Here is a 19,939-nt window from a genome sequence, read left to right on the forward strand (position 1 = left end):
AGTGGGCGGAACATCGCAGAATTGCCAAAACATCTCTCTGAACTGGTATTTCCTGAAAGGACCGCGCCGCATGACCGAGCCCCGAGGCCCCGTCGACTCCTCGCGCGTCCCGCGCTTCGCGGGCCCCGCGACCTTCGCGCGGCTGCCACGACTGGACGAGGTCGGCCGCTGCGACGTGGCCGTGGTAGGGGTGCCGTTCGACAGCGGGGTCTCCTACCGGCCCGGTGCCCGGTTCGGCCCCTCGGCGGTCCGTGAGGCCAGTCGCCTGCTCCGGCCGTACCACCCGGGTCTGGACGTCTCGCCGTTCGCCACGCTGCAGGTGGCCGACGCCGGCGACATCGCCTGCAACCCGTTCGACATCGGCGAGGCGGTCGAGACGATCGAGCACGCCGCCACCGAGCTCCAGGACGGCGGGACCCGGCTGGTCACGATCGGCGGCGACCACACGATCGCGCTGCCGCTGCTGCGCTCGCTGGCCCGGCGTCACGGTCCGGTGGCACTGCTCCACTTCGACGCCCACCTCGACACCTGGGACACCTACTTCGGCGCCGAGTACACCCACGGCACGCCGTTCCGCCGGGCCGTCGAGGAGGGCATCCTCGACACCGAGGCGGTCGGCCATGTCGGCACACGCGGGCCGCTGTACGGCAAGAAGGACCTCGAAGACGACCGGCGCATGGGCTTCGGCATCGTGACCTCGGCCGATGTGATGCGCCGGGGCGTGGACGAGGTCGTGGACGCGCTCCGGCAGCGGATCGGCGCCCGTCCGCTGTACGTCTCCATCGACATCGACGTGCTCGACCCGGCACACGCCCCCGGCACCGGCACCCCGGAGGCGGGCGGCCTGACCAGCCGCGAGCTGCTGGAGATCCTGCGCGGTCTGGCCGGGGCCAACCTGGTCGGTGCCGACGTGGTCGAGGTCGCCCCCGCCTACGACCACGCCGAGATCACCTCGGTCGCCGCCTCCCATGTCGCCTACGACCTGGTCAGCCTGCTGGCCCTGTCCGCCCCCCTTCCGGAGCAGAGCCCATGAGCCGTCCCCCCTCCGTCACCGAGATCTAGCGGTACGGTGTCGAGCGCATCCCGGACGCCGACCGCACGGCCCGCCCGCTCGACCTGTTCCGCCTGACCTTCGGCGGGGCGAACACCTTCGCCACCTGCGTGCTCGGCCCGGTGAACGGCACCAACAACGCCGTCTCCTCTTCGGCCCATCTGGGCGTGCACGGCCGCGCCCGCCGTACGGCGCCGGTCCGGATACGGGTCAGCGGGTTCCCCAGGAGTAGGTCTGCTTGTGGAGCTTGAGGTAGACGAAGGTCTCCGTGGCGCGCACGGTGGGGATGGCGCGGATCTTGCCGAGGATCTCCAGGAGGTGCTGGTCGCTCTCGCAGACGACCTCGACCATGATGTCCAGGGATCCGGCGGTCAGGACGACGTAGTCGATCTCCTGGATGGCCGACAGTTCGTCGGCCACCATCTCCAGGTCGCCCTCGCACTTGATGCCGATCATGGCCTGGCGGGGGAACCCCAGGATCAGTGGGTCGGTGACGGCGACGATCTGCATGACTCCGGCGTCGAGCAGGCGCTGGACCCGCTGGCGGACGGCGGCCTCGGACAGCCCCACGGCCTTCCCTATGGCGGCGTACGGCTTGCGCCCGTCGCTCTGCAACTGTTCGATGATCTGCTTGGAGATCTCGTCGAGGACCACGGGACCCGGCCTGGCGTCGTTTTCGCGGCGTACCTTGGGCGGCGTCGTCATCCGCGCTCCCTGGCGTCATGTTGCGGGGCTGTTGCCGACATGTTGCGGCTCCGATGCGACATGGTGTCAGTTCTGGCGGTTCTGTCAAGCGAATTCGTAGCAATTTGGTATCTTCACAACGAAATCCCTTGTCGCGAGGCACCTACTCTGTAAGAGTCGCGACAACTCGGCCCCACTGCGCAAGGAGGTCAACGTTGACCACCCCGGTTGAGAACAATGAGCCCACCCGTCTGCGGAACTACGTTAACGGTGAATATGTCGACGGCAGAAGCGGTCGGTTCTCCGACGTCATCGATCCCTGCACCGGAGAGGCCTATCTTCAGGCGCCGATCTCCGGCCAGCAGGATGTGGACGACGCCTACGCCGCCGCGGCCGCCGCGTTCGAGTCGTGGAGCCAGCTCACGCCCGGCGAGCGGGCCAACCTGCTGCTCAAGGTGGCCGACGCCATCGACGCGCGGGCCGATGAGCTGAACGAGGCCGAGTGCCGCAACACCGGCAAGCCGCGTGCGCGCATGGCCGAGGACGAGACCCCGATCGCCGCCGACCACTTCCGGTTCTTCGCGGGCGCCGCGCGCACGCTGGAGGGCCCGACGTCGGGTGAGTTCCTCGCCGACCACACCTCCGTCATCCGCCACGAGCCCATCGGCGTCGTGGGCCAGGTCACGCCCTGGAACTACCCCATGATGATGGCGGTCTGGAAGATCGCCCCCGCGCTCGCCGCGGGCAACACCATCGTGCTCAAGCCCTCCGACACCACCCCGGTCTCCACGGTCAAGCTGGCCGAGATCATCGGTGGGATCCTGCCGAAGGGCGTCTTCAACGTCGTCGTCGGCGACCGTGAGACCGGCGCCCTGGTCGTGAGCCACCCGACCGCGCAGATGGTCGCGATCACCGGTTCGGTCGGGGCGGGCATGGCCGTGGCCAAGTCCGCGGCCGAGGACCTCAAGCGGGTCCACCTGGAGCTCGGCGGCAAGGCCCCCGTCATCGTCTTCGACGACGTCAAGGATCTCAAGGCGGCCGCCGACGCCATCGCCGTGGCGGGCCTCTACAACGCCGGCCAGGACTGCACCGCCGCGTGCCGCGTGCTGGTCCACCAGGACGTCCACGACGAGTTCGTCGCCGCGCTCACCGAGGCGGCCGCGGGCACCGTGACCGGTGACCTGTCCAACGAGGACGCCCTGTACGGCCCGCTCAACAACGCCGGCCAGCTCGCCAGGGTCGCCGCGTTCTTCGACCGGGTGCCCGGCCACGCCAAGGTCCTGACCGGTGGTCACCAGATCGGCGAGAAGGGCTACTTCTTCGCCCCCACCATCGTGGACGGCCTCCAGCAGGACGACGAGATGGTGCAGAACGAGGTCTTCGGGCCCGTCATCACCGTCCAGACCTTCTCCGACGAGGCCGACGCGGTGGCCAAGGCCAACGGCGTCAGGTACGGCCTGTCGGGTTCGGTGTGGACCTCAGACCACGGCCGCGCCATGCGGGTGTCAAAGCGTCTCGATTTTGGTGTGGTGTGGGTCAACACCCACATCCCATTCGTCTCGGAGATGCCCCACGGTGGCTTCAAGCACTCCGGTTACGGTAAAGATTTGTCCGTTTTCGGACTGCACGACTACCTTCGCGTTAAGCACGTCATGCATTACATCGGCGAATAGCCGCGAACAGAGGGATAAGCCTGGCATGACCGAAATTCAGGCGGGTCCGGGGGCGGCCGACGCCGTCTCCGACCCGCCCACCGTGCCCGCCATCGAACTCGGCGGAGTCGTCAAGGAGTATCTCGCCCACGGAGAAGTCGTCCAGGCGGTCAAGGGGATCACTCTGACGATCGCCGAGGGGGAGTTCTTCTCACTCCTCGGCCCCTCCGGCTGCGGCAAGACCACCACGATGCGGATGATCGCCGGGTTCGAGGATCCGACGCGCGGCACGGTGTGGCTGCACGGCCATGACGTGACCAACGTCCCGCCCAACAAGCGCGACGTGAACATGGTCTTCCAGTCATATGCGCTGTTCCCGCATATGAACGTCTGGGAGAACGTCGCATTCGGTCTCAGGCGCAAGAAGGTCGCCGACGCGGAGATCAAACGCCGCGTCGGCGAGATGCTGGACATCGTGGACCTCACCGGGCGTGAGAAGCGCCGCCCCCGGGAGATGTCCGGCGGCCAGCAGCAGCGGGTGGCCCTGGCCCGTGCCCTGGTCAACAAGCCCCGTGCGCTCCTGCTGGACGAACCGCTGGGCGCCCTCGACCTCAAGCTCCGCCAGGCCATGCAGATCGAGCTCAAGCGGATCCAGCGCGAGGTCGGCATCACCTTCGTCTACGTCACGCACGACCAGAACGAGGCGCTCACCATGAGCGACCGCATCGCCGTCATGAACGACGGCCAGGTCGAGCAGCTCGCCTCACCCCGCGAGATCTACGAGAGCCCGGCCACCACCTTCGTGGCGGGCTTCATCGGCACCTCCAACCTGCTCAACGGCACGGTGGACCGGATCGTCCCCGGCTCCGCCGTGCTCAAGCTGGGCGAGCGGGGCCGGGTCCTGGTGGCGGGGAACGACTTCCGGGTCGCCGATCCGATCGCGGTCACCGTCCGCCCCGAAAAGATCACGATCTCCGCGCAGGAGCCGACGGGCGACGTCAGCGTCGTGCCCGGCGTCGTCTCCGAGGTGGTCTACCTGGGCCTCTACAACAGCTACGCGGTCAGTCTCGCCGACGGCGCCGAGGTCACCGTGTTCCAGCAGAACGCGCTCGACAGCACGAGTACGGCGGAGCGTGGCGACGCCGTCTGGTTGTCGTGGCAGCCGCACCACTCGTACGCGATCGGAAGTTGAGTACCGCCATGCACACTTCCCACGACCCGGCCTTCCTGCGGGGTATGACGCAGAGCCGTTCGATCACCCGTCGTGACGCCTTCCGCGTGGCGGGTCTGTCCGCGGCGGGCCTGGCTCTGGCCGCCTGCGGTGTCCAGGGCAAGAAGGTGGATGCGCCCAAGGCGGACGCCGTCGCCGACTACTGGTCCTCCAAGAAGAAGAACGGCACCCTGCGCTTCGCCAACTGGCCGCTCTACATCGACAAGGACGGCAAGGACTACCCGTCCCTGGACATGTTCACCGCCGACACCGGTATCAAGGTGACCTACCAGGAGGCGATCCAGGACAACACCACCTTCTTCGGCAAGATCCAGCCGCTGCTCGCCGCCAACAACGACATCGGCTTCGACCTGATGGTCATGACGAACGGCCTCCAGCTGAGCAAGGCCATCGCGCTGGGCTACCTGGTCCCGCTGGACCACTCCAAGCTGCCGAACTTCGCCGCCAACGCCGCCCAGAAGGTGAAGAACCCGACCTGGGATCCGGGCAACGTCCACACCATCCCGTGGACGGTCGGCCTGACCGGCATCGCCTACAACCCCAAGTACGTGGACGAGGTCACGAGCATCGAGGACCTCTGGAACCCCAAGTACAAGGGCAAGGTCGGCATGATGCTCGACACCCAGGAGGTCGCGAACTTCGGCATGTTCTCCCTGGGCGTCGACCCCGAAAAGTCCACCGAGGCCGACTGGCGCAAGGCGGGGGAGAAGCTCCGGCAGCAGCGCGACGCGGGACTCGTGCGCAAGTACTACGAGAACGACTACGTCGACGCGCTCGTCCGGGGCGACGTGTGGATCACCATGGCCTGGTCGGGCGACATCTTCCAGCAGGTCGCCGAGGGCAAGGACCTCAAGTTCGTGGTGCCCGCGGAGGGCGGCACGATCTGGACCGACAACATGTGCATCCCCAAGACCGCGCAGAACCCGGTGGACGCCCTGACGCTGATGGACTACGTCTACCAGCCCAAGATCGCCACGATGCTGGTCGAGTACATCAACTACATCACCCCGGTCCCCGCCACCAGGGAACTGGTCCTCGCCGACGCCGCCAAGGCCAAGGGCGACGACAAGGCCTCGCTGGAGCAGATCGCCAAGAGCCCGCTGATCTTCCCCTCCGACGCCGACATGGCCAAGCTGCGGTCGTACAAGACCCTGACCACGGCCGAGGAGAAGGTCTTCGAATCCATCTTCCAGCCGGTCACCCAGGGCTAGCGGGCCATGAAGCGCCTCGCCCCCTACCTGCTCATCCTGCCCGGCGGCCTCTGGCTGGTGATCTTCCTCGTGGTGCCGATGGTCTTCATGGCCTCGGTCTCCACCCAGCAGGGCGACGTGGTGAACGGGTTCGTCCAGACGTTCGACTTCTCGGTGTACGGCGACGCCCTGGCGCAGTACCAGACGCAGTTCCTGCGCTCGGCCGGCTACGGCCTGGTCGCGACGGTCATCTCCGTCGCGCTGGCCTACCCGATGGCCTACTGGATCGCCTTCAAGGGCGGCTCCCGCAAGTCCACCTACCTGCTGCTGGTGCTGCTGCCGTTCTTCGTGTCGTTCGTGCTGCGCACGGTGTCGTGGAAGTTCCTGCTCGCCGACGACGGCATGCTCCTGGGGCCGCTGAAGGCGACGGGCCTGGTGCCCGGCGACTTCCACGTGCTGCAGACGACGGTGGCGGTGATCGGCGGCCTGGTCTACAACTACCTGCCGTTCATGATCCTGCCGATCTACGTGGCGCTGGAGCGGGTGGACCCCCGGGTGGTCGAGGCCGCCCAGGACCTCTACGCCGCCAGGCGCCAGGCGTTCACCAAGGTCGTGCTCCCGCTCTCGCTGCCGGGCGTCTTCGCCGGAGTGCTGATGACGTTCGTCCCGATGACGGCGGACTACGTCAACGCCGGCATCCTCGGCGGCCCGGAGAACACGATGATCGGCAACATCATCCAGACCCAGTATCTCGTCAACAACGACTACCCGACCGCCGCCGCGCTGTCGTTCACGCTGATGGCGGCGATGCTGGTCGGCATCTTCGCCTACGCCAAGGCGCTCGGCACCGAGAACGTGCTGGAGGCGGCGGCCCGATGAGCACGATGACCTCCCAGAAGACGACGGCCCCCGCGACGCGGGTGCGCGGCGGCTCCCGGTTCGGCGACCGGGTGCTCAAGGCCTACGTCTGGCTCATCATCGCCTGGCTGTTCCTGCCGATCGCGGTCATGATCGTGTTCGGCTTCAACGACACCCAGAGCAAGTCCAACGTGACCTGGCAGGGCTTCACTTTCAAGTGGTGGGGCCTGCTGGGCGACTACCCCGAGCTGACCCTCGCGGTGGAGAACTCACTCAAGATCGCCGTGCTCTCCACGGTGATCACGACGGTGATCGGCACCCTGATGGGCCTGGCCCTGGGCCGTTACCGGTTCCGCGGCCAGGGCGCGACCAACCTGGTGATGTTCGCCGCGATCGCCTCACCGGAGCTCGTCATGGGAGCCTCGCTGCTGTCGCTGTTCATCAGCAGCGGGGTGCAGACGGGCTTCGTGACCGTGGTCGTCGCGCACGTGCTGTTCTCCCTGTCGTTCGTGGCCATCACCGTGCGGGCCCGGGTGATCGGACTGGACCCGTCGATCGAGGAGGCGGCCCGGGACCTGGGCGCGTCCACCTGGGTGACGTTCTGGCGGGTGACGTTCCCGATGATCCTGCCCGGCGTCGTCGCGGGCGCGCTGCTGGCGTTCGCGCTCTCCATCGACGACTTCGTGATCACCCAGTTCACCAGCGGAGCCACCCAGACGTTCCCGCTCTGGATCTGGGGCGCCACCCGTATCGGGGTGCCGCCTCAGGTCAACATCATCGGAACGCTTATATTCGCGATAGGCGTCGCGATCGCCGTGTTCAACACGGTGATCTCCCGCCGCCGCACCTAGCTGCCGTCAAGCCCCGTGCCGCCACCGGCGGCACGGGGCTTCGGTGTACCCAGATCCTCGGCAGAGAACAGGGAGGCGAGATCGGACTCAGGCGGGGGGAACCCGCGCGTGGTCTCCGCGACCACGCGATACACACAAAAAACTCTGACTCACCGTAGGGAAGTGAGATTTGTGGATCCGCTGAAGGCTCTTGCTGACGCGGAGCGCAAGCCGTACTGGCTCGACAGTCCGGCGAAACCCGAGCCGCTGCCGCGGCTCCTCAAGGACACGACCGCCGACCTGGCTGTGGTCGGTGGAGGCTTCTCGGGGCTGTGGGCCGCCCTGATGGCCAAGGAACGCGATCCGTCGCTCGACGTGGTCCTGCTGGAAGGGCGCAGGATCGGCTGGGCGGCGTCCGGCCGCAACGGCGGCTTCGCGATGGCGACGCTCACCCACGGGATCGCCAACGGGCTGGAGCGCTGGCCCGAGGAGATCTCCACCCTCGAACGACTGGGTGCCGAGAACCTCGACGAGATCGGCGAGACCGTCGCCCGCTACGACATCGACTGCGGCTACGAACGGACCGGCGAGCTGAACGTGGCCACCGAGCCCTGGCAGCTCGACGAGATGAACGAGAGCGTCCGGATCGCCCACGAGCTGGGCATCCGCTTCGACGTCCTCGACGCGGACCAGACCCGGGCGGAGGTGAACTCCCCCACCTACATCGGCGGCTTCTGGGAACGCGACGGCTGCGCCATGGTCGACCCCGCCCGGCTCGCCTGGGGACTCCGGCAGGCCTGCCTCTCGGTGGGCGTGCGCATCTACGAGCGCACGCCGGTCAGGAACATCAAGGACACCCATGCGGCCATGGAGCTGCTCACCCCGCACGGCACCGTCAGAGCCGCCAGGGTCGCCCTCGGCACCGGCGTGTTCCAGCCGCTGCTGCGGCGGCTGAAGCACTTCCTGGTGCCCGTCTACGACTACGCGCTGATGACCGAACCGCTCTCGGCCGAGCAGCTGGCCTCCGTCGGCTGGCACAACCGGCAGGGGGTCGGAGACTCGGCCAACCAGTTCCACTACTACCGGCTGACCGCCGACAACCGCATCCTCTGGGGCGGCTACGACGCGGTCTACTACAACGGCGGCAAGATCAAGCCGGAGTACGAACAGCGCGACGAGACCTTCGTCAAGCTGGCCGGACACTTCGCCACCACCTTCCCCCAGCTCTCCGGGCTGCGTTTCACCCACAGGTGGGGCGGCGTCATCGACACCTGCAGCCGGTTCAGCGCCTTCTACGGCCAGTCGCACGGCGGGCGCCTCGCCTACGCCGCCGGCTACACCGGCATGGGTGTCGGCGCGACCCGCTTCGGGGCGAACGTCATGCTCGACCTGCTGGCCGGGGAGCGGACCGAGCGGACCGAGCTGCGGATGGTGAAGGAGAAGCCGCTCCCCTTCCCACCCGAACCGGTCCGCTCGGCCGGGATCCAGATGACCCGCTGGTCGATCGCCCAGGCCGACCTCCACCAGGGCCGCCGCAACCTCTGGCTGCGCACCCTGGACCGGATGGGCCTCGGGTTCGACTCGTAGGCGGTGTCCCGCGGGTGGTCCCGGTCTGCACCGGGGCCACCCGCGGCGGGGGAGCGGGGTCCGCGGTCAGTCCTTGATGACGTCGTCGCGCGGGCCGCCGTAGACCGGGTTCCTGTCGTAGCGCTTGTCGGTGACGAGCAGGCGGATGACCCCCTTGGCGTTCTCCTCCGCCTCCCAGACGATCCAGTCGTCGCCGACGGGCTCTTCCTGCGTGCGCTCCTCGCCGAAACCCCCAGGGTTCCCCGGCGGGATGGATATGATCAGAAAGATGACCTTCCTGCCACGCTTCTTGAGCTCCGGCAGGATCTCGCCGACGGTCTTCTCATCCACGCGGAACCCCTCCAGCGAGCGACCCTTGACGGTCGCCGTCCGGAATTCCTCCTTGATCACCTTCTGTTTGGGCGCAGGCACGGGCACGCAGGACGCCACCGGGCCCTCCATGAGATAGGTGCTGGCGCTGCTGCCTTCCCCGTTCGGAGGGGCGCTGATGGTCCAGACGAAGGTCTGGCCCGTCCTGAACAGCGTGGTGTCGATCCGCATCTGCCAGCCCTGCTTGTCGCCGGGAATGTTCTCCGGCAGGCTGTACAGGCCTCGGGGGATGTCCATCACGTGCTTACCGCGCGGTTCGCGGCACCTCTGCCCCCAGGGAACGTAGTCGACGATCGCGGGGACACCGATGTCCTCCAGCCGCTTCTTCAGCCCCGGAGCGTCACGGAAGTCGCGGACCTGGATGGTCACCATCCCGTTGGCGGCCTTGGCGACGGCCCAGGAGCTCGGCACCCCGGAACCGTTTTCCAGCAGGCTCGGCCCCACCACCGCACCCGCGGCGAGCACGACCGCGGCCGCCAGGCCCAGGACCAGGCGCCGGGGACCGTAGTAGCGGGCCCGGAGCGGCCCGGCGACGGCCGCGCCGGGTTCCTCGGCCGTGATCGAGGCCAGCAGCGTCCGCGCCCCCGCGTCGGACGGGCGGCCTCCCGGCTTTCCGGGCTCGACCCGGGCCAGCGGTCTCATCGCTTCGATCTCGTCGATGTTCTTCACGACACCCTTTCCGTCGGGATCAGCCGGCTTTCCGCGGTGAACCGGACGCCCGCCTCGGCGAGCGCACGGGAGAGGCGCCTGCGGGCGCGGTAGAGCCTGATGCGTACGGCGTTGCGCGACAGTCCGAGCGTCGTGGCGATCTCCTCCCGGTCCAGGCCCTCCCAGGCGACCAGCGACAGCAGCTCGCGGTCGTCGTCGGGCAGGGTCCCGAGAGCCTGGGCGATCGCGCCCAGTTCGACCCTGCTGTCGGGGGAGTCTCCGTACAGGTCGGCCAGCTCGGCGTCCAGTTCGGCGCTGCGGGCCTGGCGGCGGACCTCGCCGCGCCGGTGACCGGCCAGCACCTTGCGCGCCACGCCGTACAGCCACAGGGTGGCCTGCTGCCCCGGCGGCATGTCGTCCATCCGCCGCCAGGCGATGGTGAAGGTCTCCGCCACGACGTCCGCCGCATCCTGCGGCGACCCGCAGCGGCGCGCGACGTAGGCGGTGATCTGGCCGTATGTCTCCCGGTAGACGGCTTCGAATCTGGCCGGCCGTTCGTCATCCACGGGCGGTTCCCATGGCCGGTCTCCTCTGTCAGTGCGAAATGCGGACACTCCTTACATGCGCCGAGTGCGTCCATCATTTCTCGCAGAACACGACATTTTCCGCGTTCCCGGGGCGGCGTGGCCGTCCCCCCGCTCGCTTCCGGGGCGGGAGCCGTACAGACTGGAGGGTGTGATCGAGAGAGTTGAGTTCGACGCCGACGGGGTCAGGCTCGTCGGCGACCTGAGGCTGCCGCCCCCCGCCGGCCCGCACCCCGCCCTGGTCCTCACCGGGCCGTTCACCGGCACGCGGGACCAGGTCGCCGGGCTGTACGCGGCCAGGCTGGCCGAGGCCGGATACGTGACGCTGGCCTTCGACCACCGCAACTGGGGCGAGTCGGGCGGGACACCGCGCGGGCACGAGGACGCCCAGGGCAAGCTGCACGACCTGCGGGCCGCGGTCTCGCTGCTGCGCGCGAGGCCCGAGGCCGACGGCGCCAGGATCGGCGCGGTCGGGATCTGCCTGGGTGCCGGCTACGCGCTCAGGTTCGCCGCGTTCGACCCCCGGGTGAAGGTCTTCGCCGGCATCGCCGGGGCCTACAACAACCCCTACGGCATGCGGGCCGGCATGTCGCCCGGCGGCTACCAGGACGCGCTGGCCTCCTTCACCGAGGTGCTGGAGCGCCAGGACCGGGGCGGTGAGATCGAGTATCTGCCCGCCGTGGCCGCCGAGGGCGAGGCCGCCATGCCGGGCGACGAGCCGTTCGCCTACTACGGCACCGAGCGCGGCGCCTCGGCGCACTGGCGCAACGAGGTCACCAGAGCCTCCATCCGCGAGCTGATCACGCTGGACAACATGACCGGAGCCGACTTCCTGTCTCCCAAGCCCGCACTGATCGTGCACGGTGTGGTGGACCGCTTCTGCTCCCCGGAGGGCGCCGAGGAGGCGTACAAGCGGATGGACGACCCCAAGAGCCTCATCTGGCTGGACGCCAGGCTGCACATCGACCTCTACGACACCGAGCCCCACGTCACCCAGGCCGTCGAGGCCACCGTGACGTTCCTCGGCGAGCACCTGTAAGCCGATGTACGTTCTGGGACTGGACATCGGCGGCACCTCCTCGCGTGCCCTCCTCGTCGACGCCTCGGGGCGGCGGATCGGGTACGGCAAGGCCGCCGGGGGCAACCCGGCGGCCCACGGCACCGAGACGGCCGCCGCCAACATCCGGCAGGCGCTGGAGCCCGCCCTGCGCGGGGTGGATCCCGCCGAGGTCGCCGGGGCCGTCATCGGGATGGCCGGGATCGGGGCACTCGACCGGCCCGTCTTCGACCGGATGTGGGCCTCCGCCGGGCTGCGCTGCGCCCCCGTGGTGACGGGTGACCTCGGCATCGCCTTCGCCGCCGGTACGGCGGAGCCCCGGGGCACCGTGCTCATCGCGGGGACCGGGGCCATCGCCGCCCGCATCGAGGGCGGGCAGCCGACGGTGATCTCCGACGGGCTCGGCTGGCTGCTCGGCGACCAGGGGTCGGGCTTCTGGCTGGGGAGGGAGGCGGCCCGCGCGGCCGTGCACAGCCTCGGCCGGGGTGAGAGCGACGGGCTGCTGACCCGCCTGGTCGCCGGTCACGTCCGCGACAGCCGTGCCGGAGACGTCCCGGACGCCGGAGGCGGGGCGGCCGGAGCACCCACGGGCGCGGAGCAGGGCTCCGGGGCGGGATGGCCGCCCGTGGACGGCAGGGCGGAGGCCATCCGGATCGTGGTCCACCTCCAGGGAAGGTCCCCGCTGGAGCTGGCGAGGCTGGCGCCGCTGGTGAGCCGGGCCGCGGCCGAGGGCGACCCCGACGCCTTGAAGATCGTTTCAATGGCGGCGGGGCTGCTCTGCGCGACGGTGGCCGAGGTGCGCGCGGAGGGGGAGAGCACCCCCATCGTGCTGGCCGGGAGCGTGCTGACCAGCCAGGGGCCGGTCTATGCGGCAGTACGGGACGGGCTGGGTGCGCCGACCGTCCTGGCGGGGGACGCGGCAGGGGCGGCGGCCTGGCTGGCGGCCAGGGAGGCGTTCGGCCTGGACGACGAGGAGGCGCGACGGCTGCACCGGCGGATCCTGCGGGAGGAGTGAGCGGGGCCGGGCTGGGGGCTCGGGCCGGCCGTCAGGTTCGGCGAGCTGCGGCCGGCATGGGTCGTGGCCGCCTGGGCGGGCATCTGCGCCCTGTTCATGACGCTGTCCACGCTGTGGCTGCGGCGGTTCGAGCGGGGACCCCTCGAACTGATCTGGCACCGGGCCTACCTGGCCCCTCAGACCCATCGGATGACAGATGATAAAATAGTAGACAGATTAATCAAACGTTAGGGTCAGGTTTGTCGCGGAAGGTCGTCGGTGCGGTCGCCGCCCTTCTGCTGGCCCTTTTCGTCGTCGTCCACGCGCCGCTCCAGGCGCCCGACGGCCGTCACCATGAGCCCGGACTCGCGATCACGCTGGCGGGCGGCGCGGTCCTGCCTCTGACGCTCCACCATCCGACGGACCGCTCGCTGCCCCCGCCGGGCGCCGGACCGGCCCCGCCCCCATCGGGCGCCCGGCTCGCCGCCGTCCGCCCCCGGACGCCTCTTCTCGCACCCGCCGTACGCGACACCTCCGAACCCCGCGCGCCTCCGTCCGGCGATCTCTGACGCCTGTCACCGGATCGCTCGACGGAGGTTTCCATGTTCTACAAACGTACGTTCGCCATGCCCGGATTCTGCCCCGAAGGAGGATCTCGTGGCACTGGGTGACGCTCTCATCGCCCTCGGCGGGTCCTTCCTCGCCGCCGGGATCATCGCCAGGCTCGGCACGCGGATAGGACTGCCGACGATCCCGCTGTTCATGCTCGCGGGCATCCTCTTCGGCCCTCACACCCCCGGCCTCGCCCTGGTCGACAACCCGGCGGACCTGAAGGTCATCGCCACGCTCGGCCTGATCTTCCTGCTGTTCTACCTCGGCCTGGAGTTCTCTCTGGACGACCTCGTCGAGGGAGGCAGACGGCTGGTGCTGGCCGGGATCGTCTACATCCTGCTCAACGTCGGAGGCGGCCTGGCCTTCGGGTTCGCCGTCGGCTGGGGGAGCAGGGAGGCCCTGGTCCTGGCCGGAGTGATCGGAATCTCCTCCTCGGCCATCGTGACCAAGCTGCTCGTCGACCTCGGGCGCCTGGGCAACCCGGAGAGCCGCCTCATCCTCGGCATCATCGTGGTCGAGGATGTCTTCCTCGCGCTCTACCTGGCCGTGTTGCAGCCGGTCCTCAGCGGTGCCGACACCTTCGCCGCCGCCGCGATCTCCTTCGGCAAGGCGTTCGCCTTCCTGATCGCGCTGACCGCGCTGGCCCGATGGGGGACGCGGATGGTCAACAAGCTCGTCACCACCAGGGACGACGAGCTGCTCGTGGTGATGTTCACCGGCCTGGCGATCTTCACCGCCGGAGTCGCGGAGGAACTCGGCGTCTCCGACGCCATCGGCGCCTTCATGGTCGGACTCATCCTGAGCTCGACCAGGGCCGCCCCGCGCATCCGCCAGCTCGTCCACCCGCTCCGGGACGCCTTCGCCGCACTGTTCTTCTTCGCGTTCGGCCTGTCCATCGAGCCGGGCGACATGCTCTCGGTGGCCTGGCCCATCGTGATCGCGGTGGCGATCACGATGGCGCTCAACGTCGTGGCCGGGGTGCTGGCCGCGAAACTCAACTCCTTCGGCAGGGCGCAGGCGGTCAACATCGCGCTCACCGTGCTCTCGCGCGGCGAGTTCGCCCTCGTCCTGGCCACCATGGCGCTGGCCGCCGGGCTGGACGGCAGGCTCGCGCCGTTCATCGCGGGGTACGTGCTCGTGCTGGCCCTGCTCGGACCGCTGATCGCCAGCCGCTCGGAGTCGATCACGAGGCTGCTGCGCAGGCGGAGGGAACCGCAGGAGAGACCCGTCTCCTGAGCCGTTTCACCCCGGGGAAAGGGGCGCGGGCCCGGGCCCTGTCATCGGGATCGGTGTTCGAAGGGTGTCGCTACGTCAGCCGTCCAGGTCGCGCGCCCACGGCGGGTTGGCTCCGGCAACCGAGCAGGTGAGCGCGGCGACGCGGACGGCGAAGGCCGCCGCGTCCCGGGCCTGGTCGAGGCCGAGGATGTCGAGCCGCCCGCCGAGCAGGCCCGAGGTGTGCAGCCGGTGCAGGAGACCGGCGGTGAAGGAGTCGCCCGCGCCGACGGTGTCCACGACCTCCGTGGCGGGCGCGGACACCGTCGCGCGCTCGCCGTCCACCGAGACGGTCGCCCCCCGGGAGCCGCGGGTCACCACGACCAGGCGGGCGCCCGCGGCGTGCCAGGTGTCGCACACGCGGTCGAGGGACTCCCCGGGGTTGATGCACTCCAGGTCGTCGTCGCTCAGCTTGATGATGTCGGCCAGCGCGCACCAGGCGGGCATCCGCTCCCGGTAGACGGCCGGGTCGACGAGGCCGGCGCGCACGTTGGGGTCGATCGACACGGTGGCGCGGGCGGCGGCCTGGCCCAGCAGCTCCTCGACACGCTCGGCGCCGGGGGCGCGGACCAGGGCGAGGGAGCCGGTGTGCAGGCAGGAGACGTGGCCGAGCCGTTCGGAGGTCAGTTCGGCCGTGCTCCACGCCCAGTCGGCGGCCCCCTCCGCGTGGAAGGAGTAGACGGCCTGCCCCGACTCGTCCAGGGTGGCCACCGCCAGCGTGCTGGGCTCGTCGGCGGTGACGCACCTGCTCAGGTCGACCCCGGAGTCCTCCAGATGGGCGCGGAACATGGCGCCGAAGGAGTCATGGGAGATGCGTCCGAGGAACCGGGCGGGGGTGCCGAGGCGGGAGAGCGCCACGGCGGTGTTCGCGGGGCTGCCGCCGGGCAGGACACGCAGGGTGAGCTCGCCCTGCGACGCGCTCCCGGTCGCGAAGGCGTCGGCGACGCACTCACCGAGCACGGCGACCTTGATGGGGGGCATGGACCTGCCTTTCGGGAGGGACGTGACAGAAGGGGATCTGGCATCGTTGCCGACTTGTTACGGCGGTAAACCATTGACGTTTCCTGTTGCGGAGTTCATCATCCATGGCAACCGATGTCAACGTTGACATATGTCAACGTTGACATCCACATCCCCCATGATCAGGAGTTACCGGATGTCTTTCAGCGTTCGCGCCACCGGCGCACTCGCGGCCTGCGCCGTCCTCGCCACCGTCAGCCTGGCCGGCTGCGGGGGAGACGGCGCGGCGAAGGGCGGGGGCTCGGCGGCCATCAAGGTCGGTCTCATCACCAAGACCGAGACCAACCCGTTCTTCGTGAAGATGAAGGAGGGCGCCGTGGCCGCGGCGAAAGCCGAGGGGGCGGAGCTGACCACCGCCGCGGGCAAGTTCGACGGCGACAACGCCGGCCAGATCACCGCGATCGAGAACATGGTCGCCGCCGGGGTGAAGGGCATCCTCATCACCCCGAGTGACTCCAAGGCGATCGTGCCCGCCCTGCAGAAGGCCCGCTCCGCCGGGGTGATGGTCATCGCGCTGGACAGCCCGACCGAGCCGCAGGACGCCACCGACGCGCTGTTCGCCACCGACAACCTCAAGGCCGGCGAGCTCATCGGCCAGTACGCCAAGGCCGCGATGGCCGGCAAGCCCGCCAAGATCGCGACTCTGGACCTCGCCCCCGGCGTGGCGGTCGGCCGGCTCCGGCATGACGGATTCCTTAAGGGCTACGGCATCACCGAGGGCGACCCGTCCGTGGTCTGTTCCCAGGACACCGGTGGTGACCAGGCCAAGGGCCAGACGGCCATGGAGAACTGCCTGCAGAAGGCCCCCGACGTCAACGTGGTCTACACGATCAACGAGCCGGCCGCGCTGGGCGCCTACACCGCGCTGAAGGCCAAGGGCCGGGAGAAGGACGTGCTGATCGTCTCGGTCGACGGGGGCTGCACGGGCACCAAGGCCGTGCAGAGCGGGCAGATCGCCGCCACCTCCCAGCAGTATCCGCTGAAGATGGCCGAGCAGGGCGTGAAGGCCGTGGTCGCCCACGCCAAGGGTGGTGCCAAGGCATCGGGCTACACCGACACCGGGGTCACCCTGATCACCGACAAGCCCGCCGGCGGCGTCGAGGCCAAGGACACCGCCTTCGGCCTGCAGAACTGCTGGGGCTGATGACCATGACCGTGACCGCGCCCTCACCGGAGGCGTCCGTGTCCGAGCCCCCGCTCGGGAGAAGGCTGCTCAGCACCCCGACCGTGGGCCCGCTGGCGGCACTCCTGCTCGCCTGCGTCTTCTTCTCCTTCAACAGCGAGCAGTTCCTGAGCGGCGGGAACTTCTCGCTGATCATCCAGCAGGTGATGGTGGTCGGCACTCTGGCCATCGGCCAGACGCTGATCATCCTCACCGCCGGGATCGACCTGTCGAACGGCGCGATCATGGCCTTCGGCGGCATCCTCATGGCCAGGCTGGCCGTGGACGGCACCGTGCCGCCGCTGGTCGCGATCGCGCTCGGCCTGCTCGTCTGCGCGGCGTTCGGCGCGGTCAACGGGCTGCTGGTGACCGCGATCCCGCTGCCGCCGTTCATCGTCACGCTGGGCATGCTCAACATCGCCTTCGCCCTGACCCACATCTACTCGCAGGACCAGACGGTCACCGGCCTCCCCCGCGAGCTGACCTTTCTCGGTGAGACCTTCCGGGTCGGCGGGACCAGTGTCACCTACGGCTCCGCGGTGACCATCGCGCTGTTCCTGTTCTTCACCTATCTGCTCGGCCAGACCGCGTGGGGCCGGCACGTCTACGCGCTGGGCAACAGCCCCGAGGTCGCCCGGCTCACCGGCATCCGCACCACCCGGCTCACCGTCGGCGTCTACACGGTGGCCGGCCTCGTGTACGGCATAGCCGCGCTGCTCCTGGTCTCAAGGACCGGGGTGGGCGACCCACAGGCCGGGCAGACCGACAACCTGGACAGCATCACCGCCGTGGTGCTGGGCGGCACCAGCCTGTTCGGCGGACGGGGCCTGGTGATCGGCACCCTGGTCGGCGCCTTGATCGTGGGCGTCTTCCGCAACGGCCTGCAACTCATGGGAGTGCCCTCCATCTACCAGACCCTGATCACCGGTGTCCTCGTCATCCTCGCCGTCACCGTGGACCAGATCTCCCGCAGGAGGAACCGATGACCGACGTCCCGGTGCTGCAGGCGCGTGGCCTGGTAAAGCGCTACGGCCACGTGACCGCCCTCGACGGAGTGGACTTCGACCTGATGGCGGGGGAGGTGCTCGCCGTCATCGGTGACAACGGCGCCGGCAAGTCGAGTCTCATCAAGGCGCTCACCGGAGCGCTCCAGCCGGACGAGGGGGAGATCCTGCTGGACGGCAGGGCCGTACGGTTCCGTGATCCGCTCGAAGCCCGGCGGCACGGCATCGAGACCGTCTACCAGGACCTCGCGGTCGCCGCGTCGATGGACATCGCCAGCAACATGTTCCTCGGACGGGAGGTGCGCCGCCCGGGCCTGCTCGGCACGGTCTTCCGGATGCTGGACAAGAGGCGGATGCGCGAGGAGTCGGCCCGGCACATGGCCGACCTCAAGATCGGTCTGCGGTCCTTCACCCAGCCGGTCGAGTCGCTGTCCGGAGGCCAGCGTCAGGGCGTGGCCGTCGCCCGCGCGGTCGCCTGGGCCCGGCATGTGGTGGTGATGGACGAGCCCACCGCCGCGCTGGGCGTCAAGGAGTCCGGGCAGGTGCTCGACATGATCCGCCGGGTCCGGGACCGCGGTCTGCCGGTGATCCTGATCAGCCACAACATGCCGCACGTGTTCGAGATCGCCGACCGGATCCACGTCCAGCGGCTCGGACGCAGGGTCGCGCAGATCAAGCCGGGCGACCACGGCATGGCCGAGGTGGTCGCGATCATGACGGGCGCGTTACAGCTGGACTCCGGGAAGGGCGCGGTCGTCACCGACGAGGGCGCGGCCCGCGCCATCGGCCTCTCCTGAGGCCGGCCGTGGAGGTGGACACCCGCCTCGGGCCCGGCCGTACCGGAGAAAAGGCGATCACCCTGAGACCGGTGGCGCCGGGACGGGCGATGACCCCGAGACCGGCGCTGCCGGGGATGGGTGATCACCCTTTAACCTGTTTTCGACGCCGTACCCCGACGAGAAGAACGGTGACCCATGCCCAAGGTCCGCCGCGCCACCATGACGGATGTGGCACGGGAGGTCGGCGTTACCGCCAAGACCGTCTCCCGGGTGGTCAACGACGACGGCCCGGTGGCCCCGGAAACCCGCGAGCGCATCCTGGAGGCCATGGGCAGGCTGGGCTTCCAGCCCAACCTCATGGCCCGCAACATGCGGGTGGGCGCCCGTGACTCCACGGTCGGACTGGTCATCCCCGACATGGGCAACCCGTTTTTCGGGACCGTCGCGGGCGGGTTCGAGAGCGCGGTGCGGGCCCGCGGCCTCACGCTCATCGTCGGTTCCTCGGAGGAGACGGCCGAGCGTGAGCGTTCGCTGATCTCGACCTTCCTGGCCCGGCGGGTCACCGCGCTCCTCGTGGTGCCCTCCGCCGACAGCGACCACCGCCACCTGCGGGCGGAGCGGGCGGCGGGCCTGCCCCTGCTGTTCCTGGACCGTCCCGCCAACGGGCTCACCGCGGACTCCGTGGTCTCCTCCAATCGGGAGGGCGCGCGCTCGGGCATCGCCCATCTGATCGCCCACGGGCACCGCAGGATCGCGTTCATCGGAGACCTGCCCGGCCTGTACACCCGGCGGGAGCGGTTCCAGGGCTACCGTGACGCGCTGGCCGACGCCGGAATCGGGTTCGACAGGAGTCTGGTGGAGATCGGCCACGACCATGAGGCCGCGGCGGCGGCCGTCGCCCGGCTGCTCGGCGGGACAAGCCCGGTCACGGCGGTGTTCGCGGCCAACAACTTCGCCGCGACCGGGGTGATCCTCGGGCTGGCCAGGCTCGGCCGCCGGGACGTGGCGGTGGTCGGGTTCGACGACCTTCCCCTCGCGGAGGCCGTCGAACCCGCGCTGACCGTGGTCGCGCAGGACCCCGCCGCCATCGGACGCGCGGCCGCCGTGCTGCTGCTGGCCCGCCTGGACGGCGAGCGGTCGAAGGCCCGCAGCGTCGTGGTGCCCACCCGCCTGATCGTGCGGGGCTCGGGGGAACTGCGCCCCCGGGATCCGGGGGCGGGCAGCGGACCGTCCTGACCTCGGGCCGCACCCGCCCGCTCCGCTTCTCGCCGCGGACATGTGCGGCCTGTCCCGGGCAGTGCGTTACCGTGCGACGGTTCCTTCCCCCCCGGGACGTGGGCTTCAGCCCGCCACGC

At 69.6% G+C, this 19,939-nt stretch carries 20 protein-coding genes and 1 pseudogene; 17 read left to right on the plus strand and 4 right to left on the minus strand.

The annotated features are described in order from the left end of the window. Positions 1-70: 70 nt before the first annotated feature. Positions 71-1,033: an agmatinase gene (speB, locus tag FHR32_RS23050; protein WP_184756200.1), complete on the plus strand. Its 963-nt coding sequence runs from the start codon at positions 71-73 to the stop codon at positions 1,031-1,033. Positions 1,034-1,080: 47 nt separating this feature from the next. Further along, positions 1,081-1,230 (plus strand): annotated as a pseudogene (locus FHR32_RS44645) (cytosine permease); the annotation flags it as partial. Positions 1,231-1,261: 31 nt separating this feature from the next. Here the strand turns inward: FHR32_RS44645 and FHR32_RS23055 are convergent. Continuing rightward, positions 1,262-1,756, minus strand: a complete 495-nt coding sequence (locus FHR32_RS23055) for an Lrp/AsnC family transcriptional regulator (protein WP_184756201.1) — start codon at positions 1,754-1,756, stop codon at positions 1,262-1,264. Positions 1,757-1,950: 194 nt separating this feature from the next. On the opposite strand from FHR32_RS23055, the gene FHR32_RS23060 reads away from it, so the two are divergent. The 6 genes from FHR32_RS23060 (at position 1,951) to FHR32_RS23085 (ending at position 9,083) form a co-directional block, all read left to right on the plus strand. Then, complete coding sequence (locus FHR32_RS23060) at positions 1,951-3,408, plus strand: gamma-aminobutyraldehyde dehydrogenase (protein ID WP_184756202.1); 1,458 nt, start codon at positions 1,951-1,953, stop codon at positions 3,406-3,408. Positions 3,409-3,433: 25 nt separating this feature from the next. Then, positions 3,434-4,579 carry an ABC transporter ATP-binding protein gene (locus FHR32_RS23065; protein WP_184756203.1) on the plus strand — a complete coding sequence of 382 codons (1,146 nt, stop codon included), beginning with the start codon at positions 3,434-3,436 and terminating at the stop codon, positions 4,577-4,579. Between the two features lie 8 nt (positions 4,580-4,587). After that, a complete protein-coding gene (locus FHR32_RS23070; protein ID WP_184756204.1) occupies positions 4,588-5,829 on the plus strand; it encodes an ABC transporter substrate-binding protein in 1,242 nt (413 codons plus the stop codon). 6 nt (positions 5,830-5,835) lie between these two features. Continuing rightward, positions 5,836-6,687 (plus strand): ABC transporter permease, encoded by an 852-nt coding sequence (locus FHR32_RS23075; RefSeq protein ID WP_184756205.1) that lies wholly within the window; start codon positions 5,836-5,838, stop codon positions 6,685-6,687. Beyond that, complete coding sequence (locus FHR32_RS23080) at positions 6,684-7,517, plus strand: ABC transporter permease (protein ID WP_184756206.1); 834 nt, start codon at positions 6,684-6,686, stop codon at positions 7,515-7,517. The genes FHR32_RS23075 and FHR32_RS23080 overlap by 4 nt, the downstream gene beginning before the upstream one ends. Before the next feature lie 171 nt (positions 7,518-7,688). Further along, positions 7,689-9,083 (plus strand): NAD(P)/FAD-dependent oxidoreductase, encoded by a 1,395-nt coding sequence (locus FHR32_RS23085; RefSeq protein WP_184756660.1) that lies wholly within the window; start codon positions 7,689-7,691, stop codon positions 9,081-9,083. Between the two features lie 66 nt (positions 9,084-9,149). On the opposite strand, the gene FHR32_RS23090 is transcribed toward FHR32_RS23085, so the two are convergent. Together FHR32_RS23090 and FHR32_RS23095 are read right to left on the minus strand one after the other, a co-directional pair. Next, positions 9,150-10,121, minus strand: a complete 972-nt coding sequence (locus FHR32_RS23090; protein ID WP_184756207.1) for a hypothetical protein — start codon at positions 10,119-10,121, stop codon at positions 9,150-9,152. Next, entirely contained in the window at positions 10,118-10,666 is a 549-nt protein-coding gene (locus FHR32_RS23095; RefSeq protein WP_184756208.1) for an RNA polymerase sigma factor, read from the minus strand. The genes FHR32_RS23090 and FHR32_RS23095 overlap by 4 nt, the downstream gene beginning before the upstream one ends. Before the next feature lie 169 nt (positions 10,667-10,835). On the opposite strand from FHR32_RS23095, the gene FHR32_RS23100 reads away from it, so the two are divergent. The 5 genes from FHR32_RS23100 (at position 10,836) to FHR32_RS23120 (ending at position 14,583) form a co-directional block, all read left to right on the plus strand. Continuing rightward, a complete protein-coding gene (locus FHR32_RS23100) occupies positions 10,836-11,723 on the plus strand; it encodes an alpha/beta hydrolase (protein WP_184756209.1) in 888 nt (295 codons plus the stop codon). 4 nt (positions 11,724-11,727) lie between these two features. Next, positions 11,728-12,756 carry an N-acetylglucosamine kinase gene (locus FHR32_RS23105; RefSeq protein ID WP_184756210.1) on the plus strand — a complete coding sequence of 343 codons (1,029 nt, stop codon included), beginning with the start codon at positions 11,728-11,730 and terminating at the stop codon, positions 12,754-12,756. Between the two features lie 45 nt (positions 12,757-12,801). After that, entirely contained in the window at positions 12,802-12,987 is a 186-nt protein-coding gene (locus FHR32_RS23110) for a DUF418 domain-containing protein (protein WP_184756661.1), read from the plus strand. 8 nt (positions 12,988-12,995) lie between these two features. Further along, positions 12,996-13,304 (plus strand): hypothetical protein, encoded by a 309-nt coding sequence (locus FHR32_RS23115; RefSeq protein ID WP_184756211.1) that lies wholly within the window; start codon positions 12,996-12,998, stop codon positions 13,302-13,304. Between the two features lie 88 nt (positions 13,305-13,392). Then, entirely contained in the window at positions 13,393-14,583 is a 1,191-nt protein-coding gene (locus tag FHR32_RS23120) for a cation:proton antiporter (RefSeq protein WP_184756212.1), read from the plus strand. 75 nt (positions 14,584-14,658) lie between these two features. Here the strand turns inward: FHR32_RS23120 and FHR32_RS23125 are convergent, their stop codons facing one another. Further along, positions 14,659-15,600: a carbohydrate kinase family protein gene (locus tag FHR32_RS23125; RefSeq protein WP_184756213.1), complete on the minus strand. Its 942-nt coding sequence runs from the start codon at positions 15,598-15,600 to the stop codon at positions 14,659-14,661. Between the two features lie 175 nt (positions 15,601-15,775). Here FHR32_RS23125 and FHR32_RS23130 point away from each other — a divergent pair, with 175 nt between their 5' ends. The 4 genes from FHR32_RS23130 to FHR32_RS23145 all read left to right on the plus strand — a co-directional run bounded on the left by FHR32_RS23130 (position 15,776) and on the right by FHR32_RS23145 (position 19,820). After that, positions 15,776-16,783 (plus strand): sugar ABC transporter substrate-binding protein, encoded by a 1,008-nt coding sequence (locus FHR32_RS23130; protein WP_221465519.1) that lies wholly within the window; start codon positions 15,776-15,778, stop codon positions 16,781-16,783. Next, complete coding sequence (locus FHR32_RS23135) at positions 16,783-17,787, plus strand: ABC transporter permease (protein ID WP_184756215.1); 1,005 nt, start codon at positions 16,783-16,785, stop codon at positions 17,785-17,787. Before FHR32_RS23130 ends, FHR32_RS23135 begins: the two co-directional genes overlap by 1 nt. Then, complete coding sequence (locus tag FHR32_RS23140) at positions 17,784-18,602, plus strand: ATP-binding cassette domain-containing protein (protein WP_184756216.1); 819 nt, start codon at positions 17,784-17,786, stop codon at positions 18,600-18,602. Before FHR32_RS23135 ends, FHR32_RS23140 begins: the two co-directional genes overlap by 4 nt. A 177-nt stretch (positions 18,603-18,779) precedes the next feature. Then, positions 18,780-19,820: a LacI family DNA-binding transcriptional regulator gene (locus tag FHR32_RS23145; protein ID WP_184756217.1), complete on the plus strand. Its 1,041-nt coding sequence runs from the start codon at positions 18,780-18,782 to the stop codon at positions 19,818-19,820. Positions 19,821-19,939 lie beyond the last annotated feature (119 nt).

The sequence above is a fragment of the Streptosporangium album genome (genome assembly GCF_014203795.1).
Lineage (GTDB): Bacteria > Actinomycetota > Actinomycetes > Streptosporangiales > Streptosporangiaceae > Streptosporangium > Streptosporangium album.

Excerpts from the sequence above, each read along its gene's own strand:
- speB (WP_184756200.1), top strand. The coding sequence starts at position 71 with ATGACCGAGCCCCGAGGCCCCGTCGACTCCTCGCGCGTCCCGCGCTTC.
- FHR32_RS23055 (WP_184756201.1), bottom strand. The coding sequence starts at position 1,756 with ATGACGACGCCGCCCAAGGTACGCCGCGAAAACGACGCCAGGCCGGGT.
- FHR32_RS23065 (WP_184756203.1), top strand. The coding sequence starts at position 3,434 with ATGACCGAAATTCAGGCGGGTCCGGGGGCGGCCGACGCCGTCTCCGAC.
- FHR32_RS23070 (WP_184756204.1), top strand. The coding sequence starts at position 4,588 with ATGCACACTTCCCACGACCCGGCCTTCCTGCGGGGTATGACGCAGAGC.
- FHR32_RS23075 (WP_184756205.1), top strand. The coding sequence starts at position 5,836 with ATGAAGCGCCTCGCCCCCTACCTGCTCATCCTGCCCGGCGGCCTCTGG.
- FHR32_RS23080 (WP_184756206.1), top strand. The coding sequence starts at position 6,684 with ATGAGCACGATGACCTCCCAGAAGACGACGGCCCCCGCGACGCGGGTG.
- FHR32_RS23105 (WP_184756210.1), top strand. The coding sequence starts at position 11,728 with ATGTACGTTCTGGGACTGGACATCGGCGGCACCTCCTCGCGTGCCCTC.
- FHR32_RS23125 (WP_184756213.1), bottom strand. The coding sequence starts at position 15,600 with ATGCCCCCCATCAAGGTCGCCGTGCTCGGTGAGTGCGTCGCCGACGCC.
- FHR32_RS23130 (WP_221465519.1), top strand. The coding sequence starts at position 15,776 with ATGTCTTTCAGCGTTCGCGCCACCGGCGCACTCGCGGCCTGCGCCGTC.
- FHR32_RS23135 (WP_184756215.1), top strand. The coding sequence starts at position 16,783 with ATGACCATGACCGTGACCGCGCCCTCACCGGAGGCGTCCGTGTCCGAG.
- FHR32_RS23140 (WP_184756216.1), top strand. The coding sequence starts at position 17,784 with ATGACCGACGTCCCGGTGCTGCAGGCGCGTGGCCTGGTAAAGCGCTAC.
- FHR32_RS23145 (WP_184756217.1), top strand. The coding sequence starts at position 18,780 with ATGCCCAAGGTCCGCCGCGCCACCATGACGGATGTGGCACGGGAGGTC.